The 23360-nt window shown below is 37.4% G+C and carries 26 protein-coding genes and 2 pseudogenes; 18 read left to right on the forward strand and 10 right to left on the reverse strand.

The features are described 5' to 3' along the window. Positions 1-25: 25 nt before the first annotated feature. Positions 26-280, reverse strand: coding sequence for a hypothetical protein (locus EK17_RS06855; RefSeq protein WP_035588967.1), 255 nt, complete (start codon positions 278-280; stop codon positions 26-28). Between the two features lie 273 nt (positions 281-553). Between EK17_RS06855 and EK17_RS06860 the strand changes: the two genes are divergently transcribed. The 7 genes and pseudogenes from EK17_RS06860 to EK17_RS06890 all read left to right on the forward strand — a co-directional run bounded on the left by EK17_RS06860 (position 554) and on the right by EK17_RS06890 (position 6112). After that, complete coding sequence (locus EK17_RS06860; protein ID WP_035588969.1) at positions 554-1444, forward strand: hypothetical protein; 891 nt, start codon at positions 554-556, stop codon at positions 1442-1444. Continuing rightward, positions 1437-2360 carry a DNA-methyltransferase gene (locus EK17_RS06865; RefSeq protein ID WP_035588973.1) on the forward strand — a complete coding sequence of 308 codons (924 nt, stop codon included), beginning with the start codon at positions 1437-1439 and terminating at the stop codon, positions 2358-2360. The genes EK17_RS06860 and EK17_RS06865 overlap by 8 nt, the downstream gene beginning before the upstream one ends. Before the next feature lie 295 nt (positions 2361-2655). After that, complete coding sequence (gene rd / locus EK17_RS09575; protein ID WP_035588975.1) at positions 2656-3366, forward strand: rubredoxin; 711 nt, start codon at positions 2656-2658, stop codon at positions 3364-3366. Next, positions 3359-4540, forward strand: a complete 1182-nt coding sequence (locus EK17_RS06875; protein ID WP_035588977.1) for an FprA family A-type flavoprotein — start codon at positions 3359-3361, stop codon at positions 4538-4540. Before rd ends, EK17_RS06875 begins: the two co-directional genes overlap by 8 nt. After that, a pseudogene (gene bcp, locus EK17_RS06880) lies at positions 4540-4998 on the forward strand (thioredoxin-dependent thiol peroxidase); the annotation flags it as partial. The gene EK17_RS06875 and the pseudogene bcp, both read left to right, overlap by 1 nt. 209 nt (positions 4999-5207) lie before the next feature. Beyond that, positions 5208-5711 (forward strand): ferritin, encoded by a 504-nt coding sequence (locus EK17_RS06885; RefSeq protein WP_035588980.1) that lies wholly within the window; start codon positions 5208-5210, stop codon positions 5709-5711. A 17-nt stretch (positions 5712-5728) separates the two neighbouring features. Next, positions 5729-6112 carry a desulfoferrodoxin gene (locus EK17_RS06890; RefSeq protein WP_035588982.1) on the forward strand — a complete coding sequence of 128 codons (384 nt, stop codon included), beginning with the start codon at positions 5729-5731 and terminating at the stop codon, positions 6110-6112. A 48-nt stretch (positions 6113-6160) separates the two neighbouring features. On the opposite strand, the gene EK17_RS06895 is transcribed toward EK17_RS06890, so the two are convergent. Genes EK17_RS06895 through EK17_RS06910 form a run of 4 tightly spaced genes read right to left on the reverse strand, consistent with a single transcriptional unit; the run spans position 6161 to position 9352 of the window. Continuing rightward, positions 6161-6472 (reverse strand): flagellar basal body protein, encoded by a 312-nt coding sequence (locus EK17_RS06895; protein ID WP_035588984.1) that lies wholly within the window; start codon positions 6470-6472, stop codon positions 6161-6163. Positions 6473-6526: 54 nt separating this feature from the next. Then, positions 6527-7312: a sulfide-dependent adenosine diphosphate thiazole synthase gene (locus tag EK17_RS06900; RefSeq protein WP_035588987.1), complete on the reverse strand. Its 786-nt coding sequence runs from the start codon at positions 7310-7312 to the stop codon at positions 6527-6529. Positions 7313-7323: 11 nt separating this feature from the next. After that, a complete protein-coding gene (locus EK17_RS06905; protein ID WP_035588989.1) occupies positions 7324-8865 on the reverse strand; it encodes an ArnT family glycosyltransferase in 1542 nt (513 codons plus the stop codon). Next, positions 8852-9352 carry a shikimate kinase gene (locus EK17_RS06910; protein WP_035588992.1) on the reverse strand — a complete coding sequence of 167 codons (501 nt, stop codon included), beginning with the start codon at positions 9350-9352 and terminating at the stop codon, positions 8852-8854. The genes EK17_RS06905 and EK17_RS06910 overlap by 14 nt, the downstream gene beginning before the upstream one ends. Before the next feature lie 102 nt (positions 9353-9454). Between EK17_RS06910 and acs the strand changes: the two genes are divergently transcribed. From acs to EK17_RS06930, 4 genes are read left to right on the forward strand one after another with little or no spacing between them, the layout of a single operon-like run. Beyond that, positions 9455-11422 (forward strand): acetate--CoA ligase, encoded by a 1968-nt coding sequence (acs, locus tag EK17_RS06915; RefSeq protein WP_035588994.1) that lies wholly within the window; start codon positions 9455-9457, stop codon positions 11420-11422. Between the two features lie 2 nt (positions 11423-11424). Next, positions 11425-11739 carry an MTH1187 family thiamine-binding protein gene (locus EK17_RS06920; RefSeq protein WP_035588997.1) on the forward strand — a complete coding sequence of 105 codons (315 nt, stop codon included), beginning with the start codon at positions 11425-11427 and terminating at the stop codon, positions 11737-11739. Further along, positions 11739-12959 (forward strand): DNA recombination protein RmuC, encoded by a 1221-nt coding sequence (locus tag EK17_RS06925; protein ID WP_035589001.1) that lies wholly within the window; start codon positions 11739-11741, stop codon positions 12957-12959. The genes EK17_RS06920 and EK17_RS06925 overlap by 1 nt, the downstream gene beginning before the upstream one ends. After that, the gene (locus EK17_RS06930; protein ID WP_035589005.1) at positions 12952-13419 is read left to right on the forward strand and encodes a metal-dependent transcriptional regulator; all 468 of its coding nucleotides are present in this window, start codon (positions 12952-12954) and stop codon (positions 13417-13419) included. Before EK17_RS06925 ends, EK17_RS06930 begins: the two co-directional genes overlap by 8 nt. Here EK17_RS06930 and EK17_RS06935 read toward each other — a convergent pair. The 3 genes from EK17_RS06935 to EK17_RS06945 are packed head-to-tail and all read right to left on the reverse strand — an operon-like array spanning position 13409 to position 17580. Further along, positions 13409-14236 (reverse strand): ferrochelatase, encoded by an 828-nt coding sequence (locus tag EK17_RS06935; RefSeq protein WP_035589008.1) that lies wholly within the window; start codon positions 14234-14236, stop codon positions 13409-13411. The genes EK17_RS06930 and EK17_RS06935 overlap by 11 nt on opposite strands. Next, complete coding sequence (hemE, locus tag EK17_RS06940) at positions 14214-15188, reverse strand: uroporphyrinogen decarboxylase (protein ID WP_035589011.1); 975 nt, start codon at positions 15186-15188, stop codon at positions 14214-14216. Before hemE ends, EK17_RS06935 begins: the two co-directional genes overlap by 23 nt. Then, positions 15178-17580 carry a DNA polymerase gene (locus tag EK17_RS06945; protein WP_035589014.1) on the reverse strand — a complete coding sequence of 801 codons (2403 nt, stop codon included), beginning with the start codon at positions 17578-17580 and terminating at the stop codon, positions 15178-15180. Before EK17_RS06945 ends, hemE begins: the two co-directional genes overlap by 11 nt. A gap of 143 nt (positions 17581-17723) precedes the next feature. Here EK17_RS06945 and EK17_RS09285 point away from each other — a divergent pair, with 143 nt between their 5' ends. Genes EK17_RS09285 through EK17_RS06970 form a run of 5 tightly spaced genes read left to right on the forward strand, consistent with a single transcriptional unit; the run spans position 17724 to position 20445 of the window. Beyond that, positions 17724-18050 (forward strand): DUF5320 domain-containing protein, encoded by a 327-nt coding sequence (locus EK17_RS09285; RefSeq protein WP_035589017.1) that lies wholly within the window; start codon positions 17724-17726, stop codon positions 18048-18050. 57 nt (positions 18051-18107) lie between these two features. Beyond that, complete coding sequence (locus EK17_RS06955) at positions 18108-18443, forward strand: NifB/NifX family molybdenum-iron cluster-binding protein (RefSeq protein WP_035589020.1); 336 nt, start codon at positions 18108-18110, stop codon at positions 18441-18443. 9 nt (positions 18444-18452) lie between these two features. Next, positions 18453-19289, forward strand: a complete 837-nt coding sequence (locus EK17_RS06960; RefSeq protein WP_035589023.1) for a nucleotide-binding protein — start codon at positions 18453-18455, stop codon at positions 19287-19289. Then, entirely contained in the window at positions 19286-20155 is an 870-nt protein-coding gene (locus tag EK17_RS06965) for an ATP-binding protein (protein WP_035589025.1), read from the forward strand. The genes EK17_RS06960 and EK17_RS06965 overlap by 4 nt, the downstream gene beginning before the upstream one ends. After that, on the forward strand, positions 20152-20445 hold the full coding sequence (locus tag EK17_RS06970; protein WP_035589028.1) for a metal-sulfur cluster assembly factor: 294 nt from the start codon (positions 20152-20154) through the stop codon (positions 20443-20445). The genes EK17_RS06965 and EK17_RS06970 overlap by 4 nt, the downstream gene beginning before the upstream one ends. 109 nt (positions 20446-20554) lie before the next feature. Here the strand turns inward: EK17_RS06970 and EK17_RS06975 are convergent, their stop codons facing one another. Further along, a complete protein-coding gene (locus EK17_RS06975; RefSeq protein WP_198018163.1) occupies positions 20555-22279 on the reverse strand; it encodes a chloride channel protein in 1725 nt (574 codons plus the stop codon). Positions 22280-22384: 105 nt separating this feature from the next. On the opposite strand from EK17_RS06975, the gene EK17_RS06980 reads away from it, so the two are divergent. Next, on the forward strand, positions 22385-22570 hold the full coding sequence (locus EK17_RS06980; protein WP_035589031.1) for a hypothetical protein: 186 nt from the start codon (positions 22385-22387) through the stop codon (positions 22568-22570). Between the two features lie 21 nt (positions 22571-22591). Here the strand turns inward: EK17_RS06980 and traT are convergent, their stop codons facing one another. Beyond that, the gene (gene traT / locus EK17_RS06985) at positions 22592-23044 is read right to left on the reverse strand and encodes a complement resistance protein TraT (protein WP_051904498.1); all 453 of its coding nucleotides are present in this window, start codon (positions 23042-23044) and stop codon (positions 22592-22594) included. Between the two features lie 132 nt (positions 23045-23176). Here traT and EK17_RS06990 point away from each other — a divergent pair. Continuing rightward, positions 23177-23360 (forward strand): annotated as a pseudogene (locus EK17_RS06990) (IS256 family transposase); the annotation flags it as partial.

A 23360-nucleotide genomic window follows, 5' to 3' on the forward strand; every position in this document is an offset into this window, starting at 1 on the left:
CATCTTTGAGTTGTATGTAAAGTAATTAACCTGCGCCAAATGAGCAGGCATGCAGGTATGAATATCCGCCGTTTTTCTCTTTATATAGGCATTTTCTAATGGGTGCCTGCTTCGGGTTTGAAACAAGCAGGGTTTCTATGGCTTGGTTTATGCTGTTTAAATCCAGATTGCGGTTAAAATTTTTTTGAATATGCTCCTGAATGTCTACCGCACTGAATGGTATTCTACCACGCTCATCAAGCTCTCTTGCAGTCTTTTCAACAATCATCAAAATATCCATAAACCACCTCCTTTTTTTAGAAGGATATTTAAAAAGGTTTTTCTGTCAATACATTAGCAAAAATTGTGAGCAACTTTTTAAACGATATAAAAAGATAGATAGAGCAAAAGAAATAATGATGGGGACAATGACACACAAGGTATGCTTTATTGACATTACCTAAACTTTACTTTAGAATGCGCAATAGGTCCAAAATACAACTTGACACCACGTATGGAATTTATAAACAGAAAAAATGTTACGCTCTAAAGAAGAGGTTTTCGTATATAGGTGATGAGTAAAATGTTATGGAGTAAAGGTGAAGAATATAAGTTCTTTAAAAAAATACTTGAAATTGCCACTCCTGAACAGTTGTTATATTTGACAGAGGATGGGCGATATTTAGCATATTGGCCTAAAAAATACAAAGGAAAGAAAACTACTTTACAAAGTAGAAATGCCTTTATTGGAAGTTATACCGAAAAATGGGTTAAAGATTTATTAACTCCACTTGCAAAAGAATTGGATGCCCATGCTATCCATAATGTTGTTTGTGAGAAAATAGGGATTGGTGAGCGTTCTGCAGCAGATGTGGCAATAGTAAAGACTCCTCAACGCATACAGAAACCCGAAAATATTCTTCTCTTAGTAGAAGTGAAAATGTCCATTGTGTGGAATTGGGAATATATCCCAACTAATGGAGAGATAAAATGTATAGGTGATTATACAACGCATCAGGGAAATCCAGGATTATTGCGTTCTGATACAATGTTAAAAGCTATTGGAAAAAGCATAAATATAAGGGTTTCTGGGTATGAGTCTTCTAAAATTCCTATTGTGATTATAGGGAACACACCAATCACTAAGACATATTACAACAAGGTAGATTTTCTAAAAAAAGCGGGAATTATTCAGAGGTTTTATTCAGTAAATCCAAATCCTCTGGATAAACCAAACCTAAATGACATTAAAAGCACTCCCGAAAAAGGATTTTTAAGAATAGACAAAATTAGTGAATTATATGATGACCTTCGCCGCATAATCAAGGAGGATAAAGAATTCTTTTCTTCCATGCTTCCAAAGAAAGAGCTTGGTAGAATTATAGAAATAGCAAACAAAGAACCAACATACGAGAAAAAAGCAGAGAAATTTTTAAGACTGCTTCGGGGGATTGAAAATGAATAAAAAAAGAAAAAGTACAAAAACAAGTAAGTTCGGAGTGCCTGGCAGGATAAATCATGATTCCAGTGAATTTTATGCAAGTAGGTTATACGATGATTTTCCTACTGAGAGAAATGTCAAGTATGTAGAGAACTCTATTCCAAATGATTGTCTAAACAAAATTTTCTGCAAAAGTAGCGAAAATATGGAGGAGCTACCCGATAATAGCGTCCATCTGATGGTTACTTCGCCCCCATATAACGTAGGAAAAGAATACGACCAAAATCTCTCTTTTAGGGAATATAGAGAGTTTTTAAAAAGAGTCTGGGAAGAAGTTTATAGGGTCTTGGTCCCTGGCGGTAGGGTTTGTATAAATGTTGCTAATCTGGGAAGGAAACCATATATACCGCTTCACGCTTTTATAATTAAAGATATGTTAGATATTGGGTTTCTTATGAGGGGGGAAATTATCTGGGATAAAGGGTCAAGCGCTAGTCCATCTACTGCATGGGGTAGCTGGTTATCTGCTAAAAACCCTACTTTGAGAGACATTCATGAATACATCCTTGTTTTTTCAAAAGACACCTTTAAAAGAGAGAATCCCCAAAAAAGAGAAAGTACAATATCAAAGGAAGAATTTTTAGGGTTTACAAAAAGTGTATGGACCTTTCGGGCTGCTTCAGCCAGAAAAATAGGGCATCCTGCACCATTCCCCGAAGAATTACCATACAGATGCATTCAATTATATACCTTTAAAGGAGAGGTTGTTTTAGATCCATTTATGGGAAGTGGACAAACTGCAATAGCTGCTATAAAAACAGAAAGATATTATGTTGGCTACGAAATAAACGAGGAATATGTAAAATTATCTGAAAAACAAATCAAAAATTTTCTACACAAACTCAAAACACCCACACTCTTTGATTATCTTGAAGAGTGAAAGATGTGTAAGGAAAGTATTCCACCTCCCACTTGTAAATTTAGAATTAGAATGTTATTGCCTGTAAAACTCTTTTAAATTCTCTTTCAATAAATAAAAAACAAAGAATAATTTATAAAAGGAATAAAGTAAAATTCTGACATCAAAAATTTATCTCTTGACAAATTTGAAATACTGATTATAATATTTTGCAAATGAGAAAAATTTTCTTTAGGGGAGGTTGCTGGTGAAGTTGACAGTTTGGAATTAAAGAAGTATAAAATTAATTGAAAAATTTTAAAAAAGAGGAGTAAAGATGGACTCAAAAGTATTGCATAAGCTGTCATATGGAGTGTATATTGTAAGCAGTGTAAATAAAGAGAGAAAACCAAATGGTCAGATAGCCAATACGGTTTTTCAGATAACATCAAATCCTGCCACGATTGCTATTAGCATTAACAAAAGTAACCTTACACATGAATTTATCAAGGAGAGTGGAGTTTTTAGTGTCTCTATTCTTGCAAAAAATGCTGATCTGAGTCTTATAGGTAGATTTGGTTTTAAGTCTGGTAGAGAGATTGATAAGTTTGAGGATATCGATTATGAGATTAAAGGTGGTGTGCCTGTTGTCAAACAATCTATCGCTGGTTATCTAATAGGAAAAGTAAAAGATAGTGTGGATGTGGGCAGTCACACATTGTTTATAGCCGATGTTATAGATGCAGAAATATTAAGTGATGCAGAGGTTATGACATATGCTTATTATCACGAAATAAAGGGTGGAAAATCACCCAAAACAGCTCCTACTTATATTGAAGAAAAAGAAAATAAAAATAATTTAAAAAAAGGAGAGGTAAAGATGAAGAAGTACAGATGCACGGTTTGCGGTTATATCTACGACCCAGAAAAAGGCGACTCAGAAAACGACATAGAGCCAGGCACAGCCTTTGAGGATCTGCCCGATGACTGGACATGCCCGATTTGTGGTGTTGAAAAAGACCAGTTTGAGGAGGTAGTAGATGATTAAAAAATTAACTGAGGGCGTTTACAATGTGGGTGCCATAGATTGGGATAGGGCATTGTTTGATGAAATTGTTCAAACACCGCAGGGCACAAGCTATAACGCCTATCTTGTAGTTGGCAGTGAAAAAACAGCGTTGATTGATACGGTTGAACCGTTTAAATGGGAAGAGCTTGAAAGCAACTTAAAACAACTCAATGTTAAAAAGATCGATTATCTTATATCCAATCATGCAGAGCAGGATCATTCAGGTTGTATACCAAAGATACTTGAGATGTTTCCTGAGGTAAAGCTTATAACAAACAAGAAATGCATGCAGTTTGAGATGGATCTACTTCATATACCTGAGGATAGGTTCACGATTATAGACGAAGGGGATACGATTTCTCTGGGTGATAAAACGATTGAGTTTATTATGACACCGTGGGTTCACTGGCCAGAGACAATGAGCAGTTATCTAATTGAAGATAAGATTCTTTTTAGCTGCGATTTCTTTGGCTCTCATGTTGCCACATCCTACACATTTGCAAAATATTACGATAAGGTTTACCACGAAGCCAAACGATACTATGCCGAGATTATGATGCCATTTAGAAACTTTATTGAAAAGAATATTAAAAAGGTAGAGCAGAAAGATATAAAGATCATTGCTCCAAGTCATGGACCTGCTTTTGACAATCCTGAATATATCATTAATGCTTACAAAGAGTGGATAGATCCAACACCTGCTAATATGGCGTTGATTCTTTTTGTCTCTATGCATGAAAGCACGCGTAAAATGGTTGAATACTTGGCAGATGCCCTTGAGAGCAAAGGTGTTGATGTTAAGATGAGAAACCTTACCACAGCTGATATTGGTGAGGTTGCGATGGACCTTGTTGATGTTGCAACAATAGTGCTTGCATCACCTATTGTGCTTGCTGGTGCTCATCCAAACGCCGTTTATGGCGCATACCTTGCCAATGCTTTAAGACCTAAAGCACGATTTGGCGCAATTATCGGCTCATACGGATGGGGTGGCAAAGCCGCCGATGTTTTAAAGGCAAATCTTTCAAACTTAAAGCTTGAATTGTATGAACCTGTTTATATCAAGGGTCTGCCTAAAGCTGATGATTATAGTAAGCTTGATGAGCTTGCAGAATGGATAGAAACAAAACATAAAGAAATCGGAGTTTTGTGATGGCAGAGTTGAAAAAGGCTATAGAGTTTTGTCTGCCTGATAGCCAGGAAAAAGAGCATTGCCTGAAGGATTTTGAGGGCAAATGGATTGTGCTTTACTTCTACCCCAAAGACAACACATCGGGTTGTACAAGAGAGGCTAAAGAGTTTTCTGAAAAGAAAGATGAGTTTGAAAAATTAGGAGCGGTAATCATAGGAATTAGCAAAGATTCACCTTCTTCGCATAGGAAATTTATAGAAAAACATAATTTGAATATTCTGCTTTTGAGTGATGAAGATCATAAAGTGCATGAAGCATACGGTGCCTGGGGTAAAAAGAAAAACTATGGAAAAGAGTATTTTGGCACAATAAGGAGCACCTTTATTATCGATCCACAGCTCAACATTGTTAAAAGCTACAAAAATGTAAAGGTTAAAGGCCATGTTGATGATGTTTTAGAGACACTTAAAGCTTTAATAAACGGCGAGCCTGAAGAAGCCAAAGAAGTTAAAAGTGAAGATGTGATTAAAGTATTCAAAGAGACACAAAAGCCCCTAAGAAGCGGGGATGTTGTAAAAGCCTTGAATGCAGATAAAAAACAGGTTGAGAAAATCATAAAACAGCTAAAAAAAGAGGGTATAATAGAAAGCCCAAAAAGATGCTACTATCAATTGAAGGAGGATTAAAAATGTTAAAGAAAGAGATGGTTGATGCATTGAACAAGCAGATCAACGAGGAGCTTTATTCTGCTTATCTTTATCTGTCTATGGCTGCATGGTTTGATTCCATAGGTTTAAACGGTTTTTCAAACTGGATGATGGTTCAGTATAAAGAGGAGACAGACCATGCGATGAAGTTTTTTAACTACCTATCACAGCAGGGTGAGCCTGTAAAACTTATGGCAATTAAAGAGCCGCCGAATAGCTGGGAGTCGCCACTGCATGCATTTGAAGAAACATTGAAACATGAGCAGCATATTACAGCCTGCATCAATGAGCTTGTTGACCTTGCCGAAAAACTCAAAGATAGGGCAACCTACAACATGTTGCAGTGGTTTATAGATGAGCAGGTAGAAGAAGAGGCAAACGATAGAGAGATTATAGATATATTAAAGCTTATTGATGGGAGCAAAAACGGACTGTTTATGCTTGATAGGGAATTAGCTCAAAGGCAATATACGCCTGAAATATAAAAAAGAGGAGGTGGATTATGACAAAGAGGTTTGAGGTTTACAAATGTGATATCTGTGGAAACATTATTGAGGTGCTGCATGAGGGTGCAGATGCGCTTGTTTGCTGCGGACAGCCTATGAAGAAGCTTGATGAGCAAACAGCAGACACATCTACAGAGAAGCATGTGCCTTTCATAAAGAGGGAAGGTGATAAGTATATTGTAAAGGTTGGCGAAAACACAGCCCATCCAATGGAGGAGAAACACTACATTGAATGGATTGAACTTGTAGTAGACGGTGTTGTGTATAAGAAATTCTTAAATCCTGGAGATGCACCTGAGGCTGTTTTTGAAGTGCCCGAGGGCAAAGAGGTATGGGCACGAGAGTATTGTAATATCCACGGTTTGTGGGCAAAAAGGTAATAAAAAAAGGGGGCTTGATGCCCCCTTAAATTTTTAAATGATTAACAGCTAAGCTTTTAGATCAATCAGGCTACCAATCATTTCGTTTTGAGCTCTTACAACCTTCACATTTGCTTTTTCTTGATTGACATTATTCATCTGGTTAACCATCTGCTGGGCAAGGTTGACATTGTTTTTGTTGTGTGTTGGAGTAGCTTTTGATTTGTTGAATGTAGCTTTCACTCCCCCGTTTTTCTGTTCTTCGTTTACGACATTGATCTGTTTATAGTTTTTTGTGTTTATGTTGGCGATGTTGTTTGCAACTACATCCTGCCTTACAAAAGCGTTTCTGATTCCGCTTAGCGATGTATTTATATTCATATTTCACCTCCGCGCCTTTTTTATAAGCTTAGGCGCTTTTTTGAAAAAATCAAGTTATTTTAACTGATCGATTATAATCTGAGCAGCTTTTTTACCTGAATTTAACATACCACCAAAAACAGGCCCCATTCTGTGGGAGCCACTTACTGCAACAGCTGCCATACCAGCCACAATAAGCCCTGGATAGACCTCTTTTGTATGGTCAATGGTTGACTGTTCGCCTACTTCTGCCCACATCGGTTTTTCTCCGACCACTTCACCTGAATCTGTGTTGAGCTTTATTTTGCCTTTCCTTGTAAGCACACTTGCCACCTCTGCATCATGACCTGTTGCATCCACTACAAATTTGGATGTTACAACAAGTGGGTCAACCGGTAAATGAGCCATATTTACTGTTGTCCAGCCAATAACAAGGCCGTTTACCCTGTATTGTCCGTCGATTTTTTTGAACACAACATCCTCAACCTCTATGGCGTTGAATATTTTAGCACCTGCTTTTGTAGCCTTAGAAATAAGGGTTGTAACAGCTTCTATGGAGTCTGCTGTATAGTATCCATCTGTGTATTTTTCGTAGTTTATTTCGAATTCATCAAGGATAGATTTTCCTATCTCCTGAACAACAATCTCATTAAAAAGCATTGCGCCGCCCCACATGCCGCCACCGATTGTTAAACGCTTATCAAACAATGCCACCTTTACATCGGCCTTGGCCAAGTAGTATGCGCAGACTATTCCTGCAGGGCCACCACCAACGATTGCTACATCGCACTCAAGGTAATCTAAGAGTTTTTTTGAATATCGCTCAAGGATTGCTCGAGAGATTATCCTTTCATCCAACATAAAAACACCTCCTAATTTTTTCCAATATAGTATATGTGGTCAGGTAAAGAAAAAGAGTTTATAACCGTTTTTACTCTTTTTGGATTCCTTGTGATAATAATGCCATTTTTGCCATTTTTGATAGGGTGTAGTTGCATCTTTAAATCCCTCTCAAGGTAAAAAAATAGTCTTAAATTTCCGCCATCAGTCATAACATATCGTGGATTATTATGCAAAATAATTTTTGCCATCTTTGAGGCTATACCGCGGTAGTTTGTGTAGTAGGTATACAGATAGGATTCATATGTTGCCGCATAGGCAAGTTTAAGCAATAACCCTGATGCTACAACACAGTATAATAGATTCAGACTGTTTGATTGGGTTTTTTTTATTAAGACAATAAAAAGGAAGGATATTACAAGTGCAAGAGAAATTTCCATTATGGATGGTGTTTTTAGAAACTCTAAGTCAAATAGCAGTGCAACAGCGAATACGGCTATAAAGAAATACAAAACATATAATGAATATTTTTTTGCATTTACTGCTTCATTGAACTCATAGACATAAAAAATAATGCCGTAGATGAGGGCTGTTATTCCAAAAAGTGGCAGTGTATACCTTACTCTCCCATCGGGTATTATGGCATAAATCAAAAAGTTAACAACAAAAGATATGACAGAAAAATAAAACAGGCTGGATATTTTGCTATTGCTTGTGATGGATTCTTTAAAATTAGCTCTAAAATCACTGTTTAGGAAGAATAAAAAAACAATTGATGCGGGCAATCCATGTATAAAGAAAGAAATAGGAAAGATAATCAAATGCTTTAGTGATTCAAATATGTGCTGAATGCTTTCAACCCTGCTTCCAGAGGCCTGAAGAAGAAACCCCAATGCAAGATTAAATCTGTGTATGTCGCCTTTTGATAATAACAATAGCCATCCAAAAAAGATCGATAAAATAATAATGCCACCGCCTATAACCCTTTTGCTAAAGATCTTTTTTGGCTGTTTTTTGTAGATATACCAGCCAAAAAGCGTTAAATAGAAGTAGTGAAGGGCAGGAAACCCCTTAGTTAGCAGCGCTAAAGCAGTTAAAAAGCTACCAAGAAGGATCCTGTCGTAAAAAATACACAGCATGCTTGCAAAAACAAGTAAGGAAAAAAACATATCGGTTTCTGCAAGCATTCCGTATTGAATTAAGGCAATATAGCTTGTGGCAAAACCCAAAGCAGCAAAAACAGCCGCCTCAAACCCAACTATTTCTTTGATGGCTAAAAATATTAATAGGGCTATGCCAAACATCGATAACACAGAGATCAATCTGGCTGAGGATTCATTGACGCCAAAGATTTTAAAGAATATTGCTATTATAATGTTGTGAAGCGGGGGCTTTTTGTAATAGTTTCTGCCAAGCACCGTGGGAGCTATGTAGTTGTGCGTGTAGTTCATCTCAAGGGCAATAATTGCCCTGCGCGGCTCTTCGTGTCGCAAATACATTTTCCCTAAATTCAAAAAGGCAGTAGCCGCATAGAGTATTATTATAATTGCAACGATCTTTTTATTTAACTCCATCTAAAGCCTCTTTTATTTTTACAGCTGCATCGTATGGTGTGATGTGTTCGTTTTCTATCTCCAAATCGCATATTTCTGAATACTTTTTTGTTCTAAATTCATACATATCTTTGAGCGTCTGATTAAAAGGCAAAATAAGTCCTCTTTGGGAGTAGTCTCCAAGCCTTGTAAGCATCTCTTTGTAGCTAATTTTTAGATATATAAGTGTAGAGATATTTTTTAAGTGCTCAATAGCTTTTTGGGAGTAGATGAAACTACCGCCAGGTGCTATGACGCTGTTTGATGGATTTAAATCAAGAATGGCTTTCTCTTCAATTTTGATGAAATCATCATATCCCAGTTTATCGACGAGCTGTTGAAGCGACTGATTGTGTCTGTTTTGGATAATAATATCGGTATCGATAAATTCCATTACAAGTAGTTTTGCCAGTATAACTCCAACAGAGCTTTTGCCAGATGAAGGCAATCCGATCAGCGTAATATTCATGGGCTTATTTTATTAAATTTTTTATCTGGTTTGTCAAATTCTTGACTATTTTTGGAAGCTTTCTTATAATTATGTAAATCATAAGATAAATAGGGGGGAGCTATGAACGGTACGGTTGTACAGATAAGGGAGGAGTTTCTTAAGAAAGCGAATTTAACAAAAGAGGAATATGAAAGGTTAACAAAATGGGCTGAAGAAGATTTTGAGGGATTCTGGGATTATTTTGCAAAAAAAGAGATTAGCTGGTTTGAGCCATATAAAAAGGTTTTGGATGACTCAAATGCACCGTTTTTTAAATTTTTTGAGGGCGGCAAACTCAATATGTGTTACAACTGCGTTGATAGGCATGTTACTACCCGTAAAAAAAATAGAGCTGCTATCATTTGGGAGTCTGAGCAGGGTGAGACAAGGATCCTTACATATAGAGAGCTTCAGTATCAGATAAACAAATTTGCCAATGTTTTAAAGACGCTTGGGGTTAAAAAGGGCGATGTGGTTATAATATACATGCCCATGATTCCAGAACTCCCCATCGCGATGCTTGCCTGCACCAAGATAGGTGCGATTCATTCCGTTGTATTTGCAGGTATGAGCTCTGTGGCATTAAAAGAAAGGATTATGGATTCAAAAAGTTCCATTGTTTTAACGGCTGATGGTGGCTTTAGAGGAGGAAAAACGATTCCATTAAAGGAAAATGTTGATAAAGCAATAGAAAAATTAAAGTTTGTTAAGTATGTTGTTGTTGTAAGGCATGCTGATAGAGATGTCCCCATGAAGACCTTAAGGGATTTCTGGTGGCAGGATTTAATGAGTGATCCTGATTATGCCAAACCTTATTGCGAGCCTGAGCCAATGGATTCTGAAGATCCACTGTTTATTATATACACTTCAGGTTCAACAGCAAAACCAAAAGGTGTTGTTCATACAACTGCAGGCTACCTACTGTGGAGAATCCTTACTGCCAGATGGGTTTTTGACTTAAAAGAGGAAGATACATTCTGGTCAACTGCAAATATAGGGTGGATCTCGGGTCATTCCTATACGCTTTATGGACCGTTATCGATAGGATCCACGACTTTCATTTATGAGGGAACACCACTTTATCCCACACCAGCGCAGTGGTGGTATCTTGTTGATAAATATAAAATAAATGTTATGTACACTGCACCAACGGCTATCAGAGCATTGATGAGGAGGGGTGAGGAGTGGCTAAAAAAATACGATCTTTCTTCGTTAAGACTGCTTACAACCGGAGGTGAAAGGCTCAATGAAGCGGCATGGTTGTGGTACTGGGAGCATGTGGGCGGAAAAAGATGCCCTGTTATCGATGCATACGGTCAGACAGAGACCGCGGGGCACATGATTTCATCACTACCAATAGTTCCTCAAAAACCCGGTAGCGTAGGAATAGCTGTGCCTGGAATATTCCCTGACATCGTTGATGAAAACGGTAATATTATAAAGGAGCCTAATAAAACGGGTTATTTAGTATTGAAAAAACCGTGGCCTTCAATGGTCAGGACACTCTGGCAGGATGACGAAGGCTACAAACATTACTACTGGGATAAATTTAACGGAAAGTATTACTATACAGGCGATTTAGCCTATAAAGACAAAGATGGTTATTTCTGGATGGAAGGAAGAGCAGACGATGTAGTAAATGTTTCTGCCCACAGGATTGGTTGTGCTGAAATTGAAAGCGCACTAACAAGCTGTCAGTTTGTAGCAGAAGCTGCTGTTGTTGGCAGACCAAATGACATAACCGGTGAGGAAGTGTTTGCATTCGTTGTTCTAAAGGATGGTGTTGATAAGACACATCATGATGAAATAGTCAGGAAACTCAGAGAACTTGTCAGGGATAAGGTTTCTCCTATTGCCAAACCTTCAGAGATCGTTTTTGTAGATGCGCTTCCCAAAACACGCTCGGGCAAGGTTGTTCGCAGGATATTAAAGGCTATAGCATCGGGCAAAAGTATAGAGCAAGATATCTCAACACTTGAAGATACATTGGTTATAGAAAAGGTTAAAAAAGCTGTTGAGGATAGAACATCAGATATTGTTGGAGGGTAGTTATGTCTGTATTGGTTGAGTTTGCAATGTTTCCCACAGATAAAGGTGAAAGTGTTAGCAGTTATGTATCACGTGTTATTGATGTTATTGACAGAAGCGGTTTTGAGTATAAGCTGACGCCTATGGGTAGTGTTTTTGAGACCGAATCTATGGAGGATGCCTTGAATCTTCTCAATGAATGTTATAAAACGCTTGATAAGGATTGTAATAGAGTCTATGCAACCGTAAAGTTTGATATAAGAAAAAACAGATCAAACAGAATGAAGCAAAAGATTGAATCGATTGAGAGTAAGCTCAAAAAAGAGGTTAAAAAGTAGTGGTTGAATATCTTGTTGTTGCTTTGATAGTTGTAAATATAGTTGTGCTGGCTGTACTATTCAGTCAAAAGAGGGAAAACAGGGCTTTGGAGGAAAAGTTAGAAACGCTTGTTAGCGATCTAAAAAATTCCAATCAAGAGGCTTTTGAAAAAAACACCGAAGCCCTGATTAACTTTTCAGATAGAGTATCCACTCTATCTTCAACACTTAAAGATGAGTTTTATACGAAATTTAAAGATTTAAACGAGATGCTGGATAAGGTGTCCACTGAACTGTCAACAGCAATAGAAAAGCAGCTTATGCAATCTCAGAAAGAGGCTAAGGATTTTATGGAGCTTGTAAATAACAAATTGCTTCAGATAAGTGATAGGGTGGATGAAAGGCTGCGTGTTAGTTTTGAAAATATAGACAAAACATTTAAAGATATTGTTGAGGGTATAGTAAAAATTTCTGAGGCCCAAAAGAAGATAGAGGAGCTTTCAGGCGAGGTCGTTTCACTTCAAAAAATCCTTGATGATAAAAAGAAGAGGGGTGTTTTTGGCGAGGTTAGACTGGAAAATATACTTGCCAGTGTGTTTGGGGAATCACGGGAGCTTTACGACATTCAATACAGTCTTACAAACGATTCAAAAAAGGTTATAGCCGATGCTGTTTTGAAAATACCAAATGTAGGCATTGTTGCGATCGATTCAAAGTTTCCTCTTGAGAATTATGTAAAAATGATAGAGGCTGAGGGGGTAGAGAAAAAACAGTTTGAGGAACAATTCAAAAGGGATGTAAAAAAACATATTTCCGATATTGCTGGTAAATATATTATTGGCGGTGTAACAGCCGATATGGCCGTTATGTTTTTGCCTGCTGAGGCTATCTTTGCCCATATAAATGCCTATCATGCAGATATTGTTGAGTTTGCACGAAGAAATAAAGTCTGGATAGCATCTCCTACAACTCTGCTTGCGCTTCTTACAACCATTCAGGCTGTTTCAAGGGATATAAAAACGCTAAAGCAGGCAGAGCAGATTCAGATTGAGCTTAGAAAACTTGCAGATAACTTTAACCGATTTAAAACAAGGTGGGAGAAGCTATTTAAGGATGTTGAAAAGCTGCATAAGGATGCAACAGAGTTTTCAATATCGACTCAAAAGATCACGGCAGCATTTGAAAAAATAGAAAAGGTGGATTTTTCACAAAAGGAGTCTTTAGAGGATAAAAATGAGTGATTTGAAGCTTACACCATCTACTGAAGATTATATGAAGACAATTTATGAGATTTCTCAAGAATCAAAGGTTGTAAGAATCAAGCAGATAGCAAATAGACTTAATGTCAAAATGCCTTCGGTTGTCAATGCAGTAAAGCAACTTGAAAGTAAAGGGTTAATAAATCATGAAAGTTATGGTTATATTGAACTTACAAAAGCAGGCAGAGAAGTAGGTGAAAAACTTTACAATAGGCATAAGGTTTTAAGTGAATTTCTTATTGATGTTTTGCAGGTTGATGAAGCGATTGCATTTGAAGATGCCTGCGCTATAGAGCATTACCTGCATCCAGAGACTGTGGAGAAGGTGGTTAAATTCTTGAGTTTTTTGAAGCTTTCACCAGATGGTGAGCCTAATTGGCTTAAGAAGTTTAAGCTTTACTTAAAAACCGGAAAAAAGGATTGCGAAAAACTCAGGGAATAATTTTACTCATAAGTTTGATAAAATCTGCATCGTCGTTAAAACATGGTATTCTGTGAAATATTTTAAAACCACTTTCAAAAGCCTCTTTTTTGTAAATTATATCTATTTCGTTTATTGTTTCTGTATTGTCTGAACAAAAACTAATGGGAACAATAATTAGGCAGCTGTAGAATTTTGATAGCTGTTTTATTGCAGAGGATGTTGAAGGCTCAAGCCATTTCACTGGACCTAATTTTGATTGAAACGATAAAAAAACGGGGAGTTTTAGAAGATTGTTAAGCAGAAGCCTAAATCTATCTAAATCTTTATCGTAGCTATCTGTTTTTGAGTATTTTAAGGGTATTGAGTGGGCTGAAAATAGCACAGCGCAGTTTTTGAGCTTTTCAAATCGTTTGAGTCTAATAAGTAGCATATCTACAAATTCTAAATAAATAAAAAACGGAGGCAGGGTTTTTTTTGAAAGGCTAAGAATTTTGCCGTGAGTGGTTTTGCTGAAAAAACAAAACATAGGCAAAGAGATTTCTGCTTTCTTGAGTTTTGGTTTTGTGTAGGAAAACACATAGTTTACATTTTTTTTATAGATATTTTTTAGTTTTTCTGTTTGTTTTTTTGTTGTCTCCTCAAGGGTAGAGGGGGTTTGTTTGAGTATTTTGTAGGTTTCTTTTGCTCTTAAAGTTGTTATTGCAAAAGCTAAAAAAAACCTCAACGGCTGTGGTATGTTTAATATAAACCTGTCGTTAAACATGTTAAAGAGAAAAATGGGTATGTCAGTTGGTTTTTTTATACCGCCAAGATTAACTAAAGTTGTGTACGACATCGACCAAAAACTTTACATTTTCCTGCGGTGTTTGAGGCAATACACCGTGGGAGAGGTTAAATATGTGTGGAATGCCTTTTGTTTCTTTTAATAGATTCTCAGCTTCCTGTTTTATAATTTCTCTGGAGCACAAAAGCAGCGTGTTGTCCAAATTGCCCTGCATGCAACAGGAGTATTTTTCATAAGTGTCTTTTATATTTACTTTTTGATCAACACTGATGCAGTCAAAACCAATTTTTGCAATGTCATCCAATAGATGATTTGAATCCTTTGAAAAGTAGATAACAGGTGCAGCTACATTATCTCTTATTTTTTTTAGCTGTGGTGCTATTATATCTTTAAATGTTTTTTGGGGCATAATGCCAACCCAGCTGTCGAAAAGCTGAACGGCATCACAACCTGCCTTCAGCTGAAGTTTTAAATATTCGATTGTTAAGCTTGTTATCTGTTCAATGATGCTTTTAAACCTTTGAGTTTCGCAAAACGCCATGGTTTTGAGTTTTGTAAAATCACCACTGGTGTGGGTATAGCACATAAGCGTAAAAGGTGCAGCAGCAAAACCAAGAAGCGCAACATCTTTTGCTTCAGATTTGATTAACTTTATAGCCTTGTTCACGAACTCTAATTTAGAAAGGTCTGTTTTTTCCTCTAAATTCACTGAGGCTATAGGGCTTTTGCCTTCTGCATAATGTAGACTGCCGTTTTTTGCAAGAAGGGGAATAAGTATATCGCTAAAGAGTATCAAAACATCCACATCAAGCTCTTTAAGGGGAAGCAGTGTTATTTCAGCTGCAATCTCTGGGTTTGTGCACATCTGTAGAAATGTGTATTTCTCCTTTATGCTCTGATAGCTTTTTAAAAACCTGCCAGCCTGCCTCATAAACCAGATGGGTTTTTTTATAGAGGCTTTGCCTGATATCGTTTCAAGAAACAGCTTTTTTTTACTTTGCATCATACCAGTTTGAGGCAATTTTTGTGTTTGTCTTTAACGGCACATCAAAATCCACGACACTTTCCATTGTTTCTTTTACAACTGATGCAATTTCTTCTGCGATGCTATCTTTAGCTTCAATTAACAGTTCATCATGTACCTGCAAAACCATGTATGCGTCAAAATCTTTGAGCTTCTTGTGTAGTTTAACCATTGCGATTTTTATTATATCTGCAGCTGTTCCCTGAATTGTTGTATTCACCGCTGCCCTTTTTTCAAACTCTGCCATTCTTTTATTTTTGCTGTTTATGTTTAAAAGGTAGCGTCTTCTGCCAAAAAGTGTTTCCACATAACCTTTTTTTGTTGCAAACGATATGGTGTTTTCTATGTATTCTTTGACCTTGCTGAAGCGGTTAAAGTATGTTTCTATGATCGCTTTTGCCTTATCCTTACTTATAGAGAGGGTTTTTGCAAGTGATACATAACCCATTCCATAAAGTATGCCGAAGTTTATCGTTTTTGCCATTCTTCTTAGGTTGTGGTCAACCATACCCGGATGGACACCAAAGAGTTTTACTGCAGTCTGGGTGTGAATATCCTGATTGTTGTTAAAAATCTCGATCAAAGCAGGGTCTTTTGACATGTGGGCCAGAACCCTTAACTCTATTTGTGAGTAATCTGAGCAGATCAGTTTGTAGCCATCGGGTGCTATAACGGCTTTTCTTATACCTGCATGGATTTCATCATCGCCTGCAGGCAGGTTTTGAAGGTTGGGGTTTGATGATGATAGTCTGCCTGTGGCTGTTAAAGTCTGGTTGAATGTTGTATGAATTCTACCACTGTTGTCTATCTTTTCTAAAAACGGCACTATGTATGTAGTGATGACCTTCGTGATGGTTCTGTAGTTTATAAGAAGTGCTGCTATTTCGTATTTTTCTGATAAGATACTTAAACTTTCTGAGTCTGTGGAATAGCCGGTTTTTGTTTTTTTAATTGGTTTGATTTTTAGCTTTTCAAAGAGAATTCGCTGAAGCTCCTTGGTAGAATTGATGTTAAATTTTTCCTGGGCTATTGCGTATATTTTCTCTTCTATTTGAGCAAGTGTATTTTCAAATTCGTTTTTAAGCTTTATTAAGTGATCGCTGTCGATGAGAATACCGCGTTTTTCCATTTCATTTAAAATAACAGACAGAGGGGTTTCGACATCACTTAATAGATATGTCAGGTTGCGTTTTTCTATGATTTCCTTTAGAGGCTTGCAGCTAACTGCATAAATCTCTTCAGGTTTATTCAGCGATGCTATGGTTTTTGAAAGATTTGTGTCTATAAGATCAAAGCAGTCAAACGGGTTGCCTTTGGAATCAGCATTAATTAAATAACAGGCGAGTTTTATATCAAACGGATAGTGTTTAAATGTTATGCCTAATCTATCCAGTTTCTTAAAATCATAAACGCAATTTATTTCCTCGTTTATATCGCCAAGTATTATTGGTGAGGTTTTGGAGTTTTTGTAGATGTAGGCTGTGTTGTCTTTGGGAAATATTATTGATTGGTCGATAGGTATTGGAGCTGTTTTTGGGTTGTTGGGCAGTGCTTTTAGAAGCGATTTGAAACCAAATTCCATAAAGATTTCTCTAATTTTGTTGTAGTCAGGCTCTTTTTTCTTAAGAAGATTTAAATCAACCTCAATGGGTGCGTTTCTATCTACAGTTGTGAGTTTTCTGTAGAGTTCAATATTTGGCTCGTTTTCAAGGGCTTTTTTTGTTTTGGGCGGAAGCTTGTCTATATGCTTTAAAATTCCCTCAATCGAGCCAAATTTAAGCAAAAGTGAGGCTGCGGTTTTTGGTCCAATCGATTTTACGCCTGGAATGTTATCGATAGAATCGCCCACAAGGGCTAAGTAATCAGCAACCTGCTCAGGATAACAGCCCAACTTTTTAAAAACGCCTTCTCTGTCGTAGGTGATTTTTTTAACGGGGTCGTATAACAAAATATTTTTATCAACAAGCTGAAACAGGTCTTTATCAGAAGCTATTATTGTAATTTTGTGGTTTTCTTTGAGCTTTTCTGCATATGTTGCAATAAGGTCATCTGCCTCAAAGCCGTCAAGCTCTATAATTGTTATGCCAAAGGCTTCTATGAGTTTTTTTGATGGCTCGATTTGCACAAGCAGATCATCGGGCGTTTTTGGTCTGTTTTTTTTGTAGCTTTCAAGCATATCCTCTCTGAATGTCTTTGCCTTTGTGTCAAAGAAAAAACCGATATACGATGGATGCAGGTTTTCTATATCTAAAAGTAGCTTTGCAAAACCAAATATCGAGCTTGTTGGAAAACCATTATAGCTTAATCCCTTCATGGCAAAGTAGAATCTATATAGAAAGGAGCTACCATCGACAAGATAAACTGTTTCCATACAACAAAAATACAAAAAAAATGACGCCAAGTCTATCAATTTTTTTTGAACATAAGTTCAATAAGTGATTAAATAATATCTTGATTTGGTTAAAAAAAGGTATATTAATAGAATCAGAAAAAAACAAAACAGGAGGTGCAAAAATGCCCTGGGGTGACAGAACAGGTCCGTTTGGATATGGTCCAAGAACAGGAAGAGGTCTGGGATACTGTGCTGGTAATAATGTTCCTGGTTATATGGTAGGTGGATTTGGCTTTAGAGGTGGATTTAGAGGCGGATTTGGAAGAGGCTGGGGTAGAGGTTTTGGCAGGGGGTTTGGCTTTGGAAGAGCAGCATTTTGGCCAAATTACTATCCTTATGGAGGCGTTTCAAAAGAGGATGAAAAAAGAGTTATTGAAAATGAGATTGAGACATTAACAAAATCGATTGAGGCATTAAAGAAACGATTGGCAGAGCTAAATGAGGAATAAACTTTAAAGCCCGGGTTTTATTGACCCGGGTAATTTTTTTAACTGGAGGGTGGTTAAATGAAAGTGCTTTTGACAGCCAGAGGTGATAATTTAGATGCCAAGATGGATGAAAGATTTGGAAGGGCTGATTATTTTATTGTGTATGATACAGATTCTAAAGAATTTGAAGCTATAAAAAACCCCCATATAAACGATCAGGGAGGTGTGGGCATCTCTGTGGCCAAGTTTGTTTTGCAAAAGGGTGTTGATGCCGTTGTCAGTGGTAGTTACGGTCCAAATGCTCTGGATGTTTTAAGAACAGGAGATTTGAAACTTTACAGTACAAAGGGTGGTAGTGTGAAAGAGAATATAGAACTATTGGAAGAGGGAAAGCTTGAAATTTTTAATACATGAGGAGTCAAAATGAAAATAGCTGTCACAAGCGGTAAAGGTGGAACAGGAAAAACTACAATAGCCACTATGCTTGCAAAAGCAGCAGAAAATGCCCAGTATCTGGATTGTGATGCTGAAGAACCAAATGGAAAATTTTTTTTAAAACCAGAGATAGAAAAAACAATTCCCTATACCGAACTTGTTCCAAAGATCAATGAGGATAGATGTACATTTTGTGAAAAGTGTGCCGATGCCTGTGCCTATAAAGCATTGGTTGTGATGGGCAAGCCGCTTAATAAGGTGATGTTCTTTGATGAGCTGTGCCATTCATGCGGGGCGTGTGCGTATGTTTGTCCTGTTGAGGGTGCGCTTGTTGAGATTGAGCAAGAGGTTGGCCTGTTTAATGTTGGAAAAGCAGGCAATATAGATTTTGTTGAAGGTGTTTTAAATATCGGTGAGGCAAGTGCAACAAGGCTTATAGCCACGATGAAGAAAAGATTTATGAATGATAAGAAAACGGTTATTCTTGACTCACCACCCGGCACAAGCTGCAGCGTAGTTGAAACAATAGATGGTGTGGATTTTGTTGTATTGGTCAGTGAACCCACGCCGTTTGGATTGAGTGATTTGAGGTTGACTGTGGAACTTGTGAGGGATATGGGTTTGCCTTTTGGAATAGTTATCAATAAAGCCGAAAAGGAGAATAGTCTTATTGATGATTATGCCAAGAAGGAAAATATAGAGATACTCTACAGACTTGAATTTTCAAGGCAGATCGCAGAGGGCTATTCCAAAGGAATACTGCCTTTTGATAAATACGCAGGTGATTTTAAAAAAGTTCTCAAAAGGATAGAGGAACTGATATGAGTAAGGAATTGGTTGTTATAAGCGGTAAAGGTGGGACAGGCAAAACGACGCTTACAGCATCGTTGGCTTCTGTTATTAAAAATAAAGTAATTGTTGATGCAGATGCCGATGCAGCAAATATGTATATTTTGATGAAACCTGAAGTGAAACATAAGGAACTTTTTAAAGGTAATCCCAAAGCAGTTATCAATACAGATCGGTGTATAAAATGTGATCAATGCAGACAGCTTTGTAGATTTGATGCAATTTATGTAAACAGCGACGGTGAATATGTTGTTGATGAACTGAAGTGCGATTCATGCAAGCTATGCCAGATTGCATGCCCTGTTGAGGCTGTTGATATGAAGGATGTCTATAGTGGCCAGTGGTATGAGTCTGAAACAGCTTATGGAATTATGGTTCATGCAAAACTCTATCCCGGTGCAGAAAACTCAGGCAATCTCGTTACGATGGTGAAACATAGGGCGCATCTGATTGCCGATGAGAAGAATATTGAATACATACTTGTTGATGGTTCACCCGGCATAGGATGCCCTGTTATATCAACAATATCAGGGGCTAATTTTGTAATAATAGTCACAGAGCCAACCGTTTCTGGATTGCACGACCTAAAGAGGGTTAAAAAGCTGTGCGACTCATTTAAGATTAAAAGTGGCGTGGTTGTGAATAAATACGATTTGAATAGTCAAAAGACTGAAGAGATTGAAGAGTTTGCAAAAAGAGAGGGTATGCCTTTTCTGGGCAGGATTCCCTTTGATAAATGTGTTGTTGATGCAATTGTTAATCTGCAGATACCTTATGAGGCGTGTGATTCTGTTAAACATGCAGTAGATGAAATCCTCTCAAAGGCTATGGAGTTGTTATGAGTATAAAAGAACAGGTAATTGAGAAACTAAAAGGAGTTTATGATCCAGAGCTAAGGGAAGATGTTGTTAAGCTTAAGCTTGTTTACGACCTTGAGGTTGATGAGGAAAACGGTGTTGTTAATATAAAATTTAAACCCACCGTCGAAAACTGCCCCGTTGGTTTACAGCTTGCCATAACGATTAAAAAAGCCATTTTATCTGTTGAGGGTGTAAAAAAAGCCAATGTAAAGGTAGAGAATTTTATCTGGGCAAAAGAGGCTGAAGAGTTTTTAAAGGCACTTGACAAATAACTTGACGCTTTAGCTTCAAATGTGCTACTTTTACTCCCAAAAGGGTATACGGCCTTTAGGTAGGTAGTCTGCCACCTCCCATGCGCAGGGGCAGCAAGCCTCTGCTTTTCTATTTTTTTATAGAACCGCTCTGTGCGTGTTTTTTTAGTTTAAGTGTTTGCAATTTGAGTTTTGAGAATGTTTGGGATATGCTTTCAAAGTTATCCTTTATCTCGTTTATCGTTTTTGTATCACCGTAAATTAATGCCTCATCACCTTTCTTCAATTTTACAATCTGGGTTGGATGTAGCCATTTACCGTTTCTAAAGATGTATAGGATTTCTGCTGTTTTATAAAAACTTCTTGTGTTTATCTTTTCAAGCTTTAGCGTATTCTTTACTGTGCCAAAAAATAGAGCCTTATTATCCTCAATTTCTATAGGAATGCCGCTTTCAAGCAGATTTAAAATCTTTTTATCATCTGCTATTTCAGGTTTCATTGAAAGAATAGGTGTATGACATAAAAGGATATTGCGCAGGGTGTTGATTTGATGGACAGGTGAAAAACCTTTATCAGGCACCTGAGCCTCGTATAAGCTTGAATATTTTATATTGAGTTTTTTTGTCAATTCAGACTGCAAAAAATAGGCTATCATTACGGCAAGCGTTGCTGGTGCAAGCAGACTATATCCGCCTGTCATCTCAGAAACCATTATAACGGTTGCAAGCGGTGCCCTTGCTGCAGCACCAAAAACAGCTGCCATTGCTATAATGGAAAATGCAGCAAACGGTTGATGGAATAAAGCAGCAAACAGGCTTCCAAGCATAGCTCCGACAAATAGCGTTGGTGCAAAAACGCCCCCTGAGCCGCCTGAGGATACAGTCAGGCTAAAAGCTGCTATCTTTGCAAAAACAAGATAGAATAAAATATTTGTAGCTATCTGGCCATTTATAGCGCTTTGAATCCATCCATATCCTCCACCCAAAACTTCAGGAAAGACAAGAGCAATTAATCCAACACCAAATGCACCGATAGCTGGTTTAAAATGGGGTGGTATCTTTATCATGTGGAAAAAATCTCTTGTTGAGTAAAATACCACAGGCAGGATAATTGCAATAAATCCACTTGCTATACCTAAAAGAGTAAGATAAATGTAACTGTCTATACTTGTTATACTTATGTTGTGTTGTATGTAGAAGATTGGTGTAAATCCCCACAAAAAGCCCGATAGAATATAGGCAATTAAGGATCCAAGCATTGTATAGACTAAAGCGGATGATTCAAAGTCCATATCTGAATAAAGCACTTCAATTGCAAAGATAGCTGTACCTATTGGAGCCCTGAAAACCGCTGACAGTCCACTTGCCATACCTATCAAAACAAACAAGCGTCTTTCCTCCAGTGTTGCATTCCTTAAATGAGCATATATTGAGCCAACGCCGCTGCTGAATAGAGCTGTTGGGCCTTCTCTTCCTGCTGAGCCTCCCGTTCCTATCGTAATAGCGCTTGCTATGATTTTTATAGGTGTGACAATAGGTCTTATATAGCCACCTGTCCTGTGAAAAGCCCTGACAGCTGTATCTGTTCCATGACCTTCTGATTCTGGTGCAAATGTATAAACCAAAAAACCCGAAATAAGTCCACCTGCTGTTATTACGGCAATAAGCAAGATATGATTAATAGGAGAATGCGGCTGGTGTGATATTATGTGTATAACATCCAGTGGGGTAAAATGGGCTATTTTTTCCAGTGTAAATTTTTCCGTTAATTTAATAAGAAATATGAATACCTGTGCTGCAATAGCCCCTATTATGCCAATAAGTATTGTGTCTATAAAAAATCGTGCTTTCCTCACACTACCAATAATATCCCCCAAACAATGATTTTGCAAGATTAATTGAAATATTAAACAGAAGGATTAAGTTTTAAAGTGTAGTAAATCTATATTCTGGAGGTGGTTATGGAGAAGAAGGTAAAGGTTGTATTAACAAAAGAGGGCAGGAAGGTTCATGTCAGCTGTGTTGAATTTGGTATAGAGGAGTATTGCTCAACTGAAGAGGAAGCTGAACATCTTATAGAAGAAAAGCTACACGATAGGAATTTAAAGATTGAATATGTAAAAGACTTTATGGATGAGAAAGGCTAAAAAGGGGCAAAAGCCCCCTGCCTAAAATATGCCAGCAATTTCTTTTGCAAGTTTGTTTTCTACTACAACGATTGCCTGTTGAAGATTCATGTTTGTTTGAGTAGCTTTAACTACTATTCTTGTTCTGTAGGCTTGATAGGCGGTTTTTGTTGAATAGGATGTGGTTGTTGTTGTAGCGGATCCATTTTTTAAAATAGCATCTGTGTGGGAGTGAACAACTCCTTTTACCTTCTGTTTAATTTGAATATCCACAACTCCAAAATAGGTGTCTACATGGATTGTAGAACCAGCTAAAGCACCCAATGCGGATCCAATTAGGGCACCTGTTCCAACTGTTGCTAACTTTCCTGTGCCTCTACCAAATGCTGAACCTACTAAAGCGCCACCGTAGCCACCAGCCAATAATCCTTCTGTTGACATATCTTTTTTCTTTTTATCCAGATATAACAGATTTGTCTGAAGAATGTTATACATACACTCAATAATCTAACCAAATCTTTCTTCATACCTCGATATTGTATAAAAACCTTCGCAATTTTGTTGAATCTCCAAAAGAAAAGGATAGACTTCTCGGTAAGCTAAAAAAGGAAAGGAGAAGCCTATCCCATGAGGAAAGATAGCAGAATTTTTAAAGAATTACTAACAAAATTTGTGGCAGAAGAAGACCCTATACTGAGTATGTTGAAGTGGGTAATGGATCAATTGATGGAGATTGAATCAGAGCAGAAGGTTGGTGCAAAAAAGAACGAGCATAATAGTAACCGAAAGAGCTATTTTAGCGGTTATCGTC

It is taken from the genome of Hippea jasoniae (genome assembly GCF_000744435.1).
Classification (GTDB): domain Bacteria; phylum Campylobacterota_A; class Desulfurellia; order Desulfurellales; family Hippeaceae; genus Hippea; species Hippea jasoniae.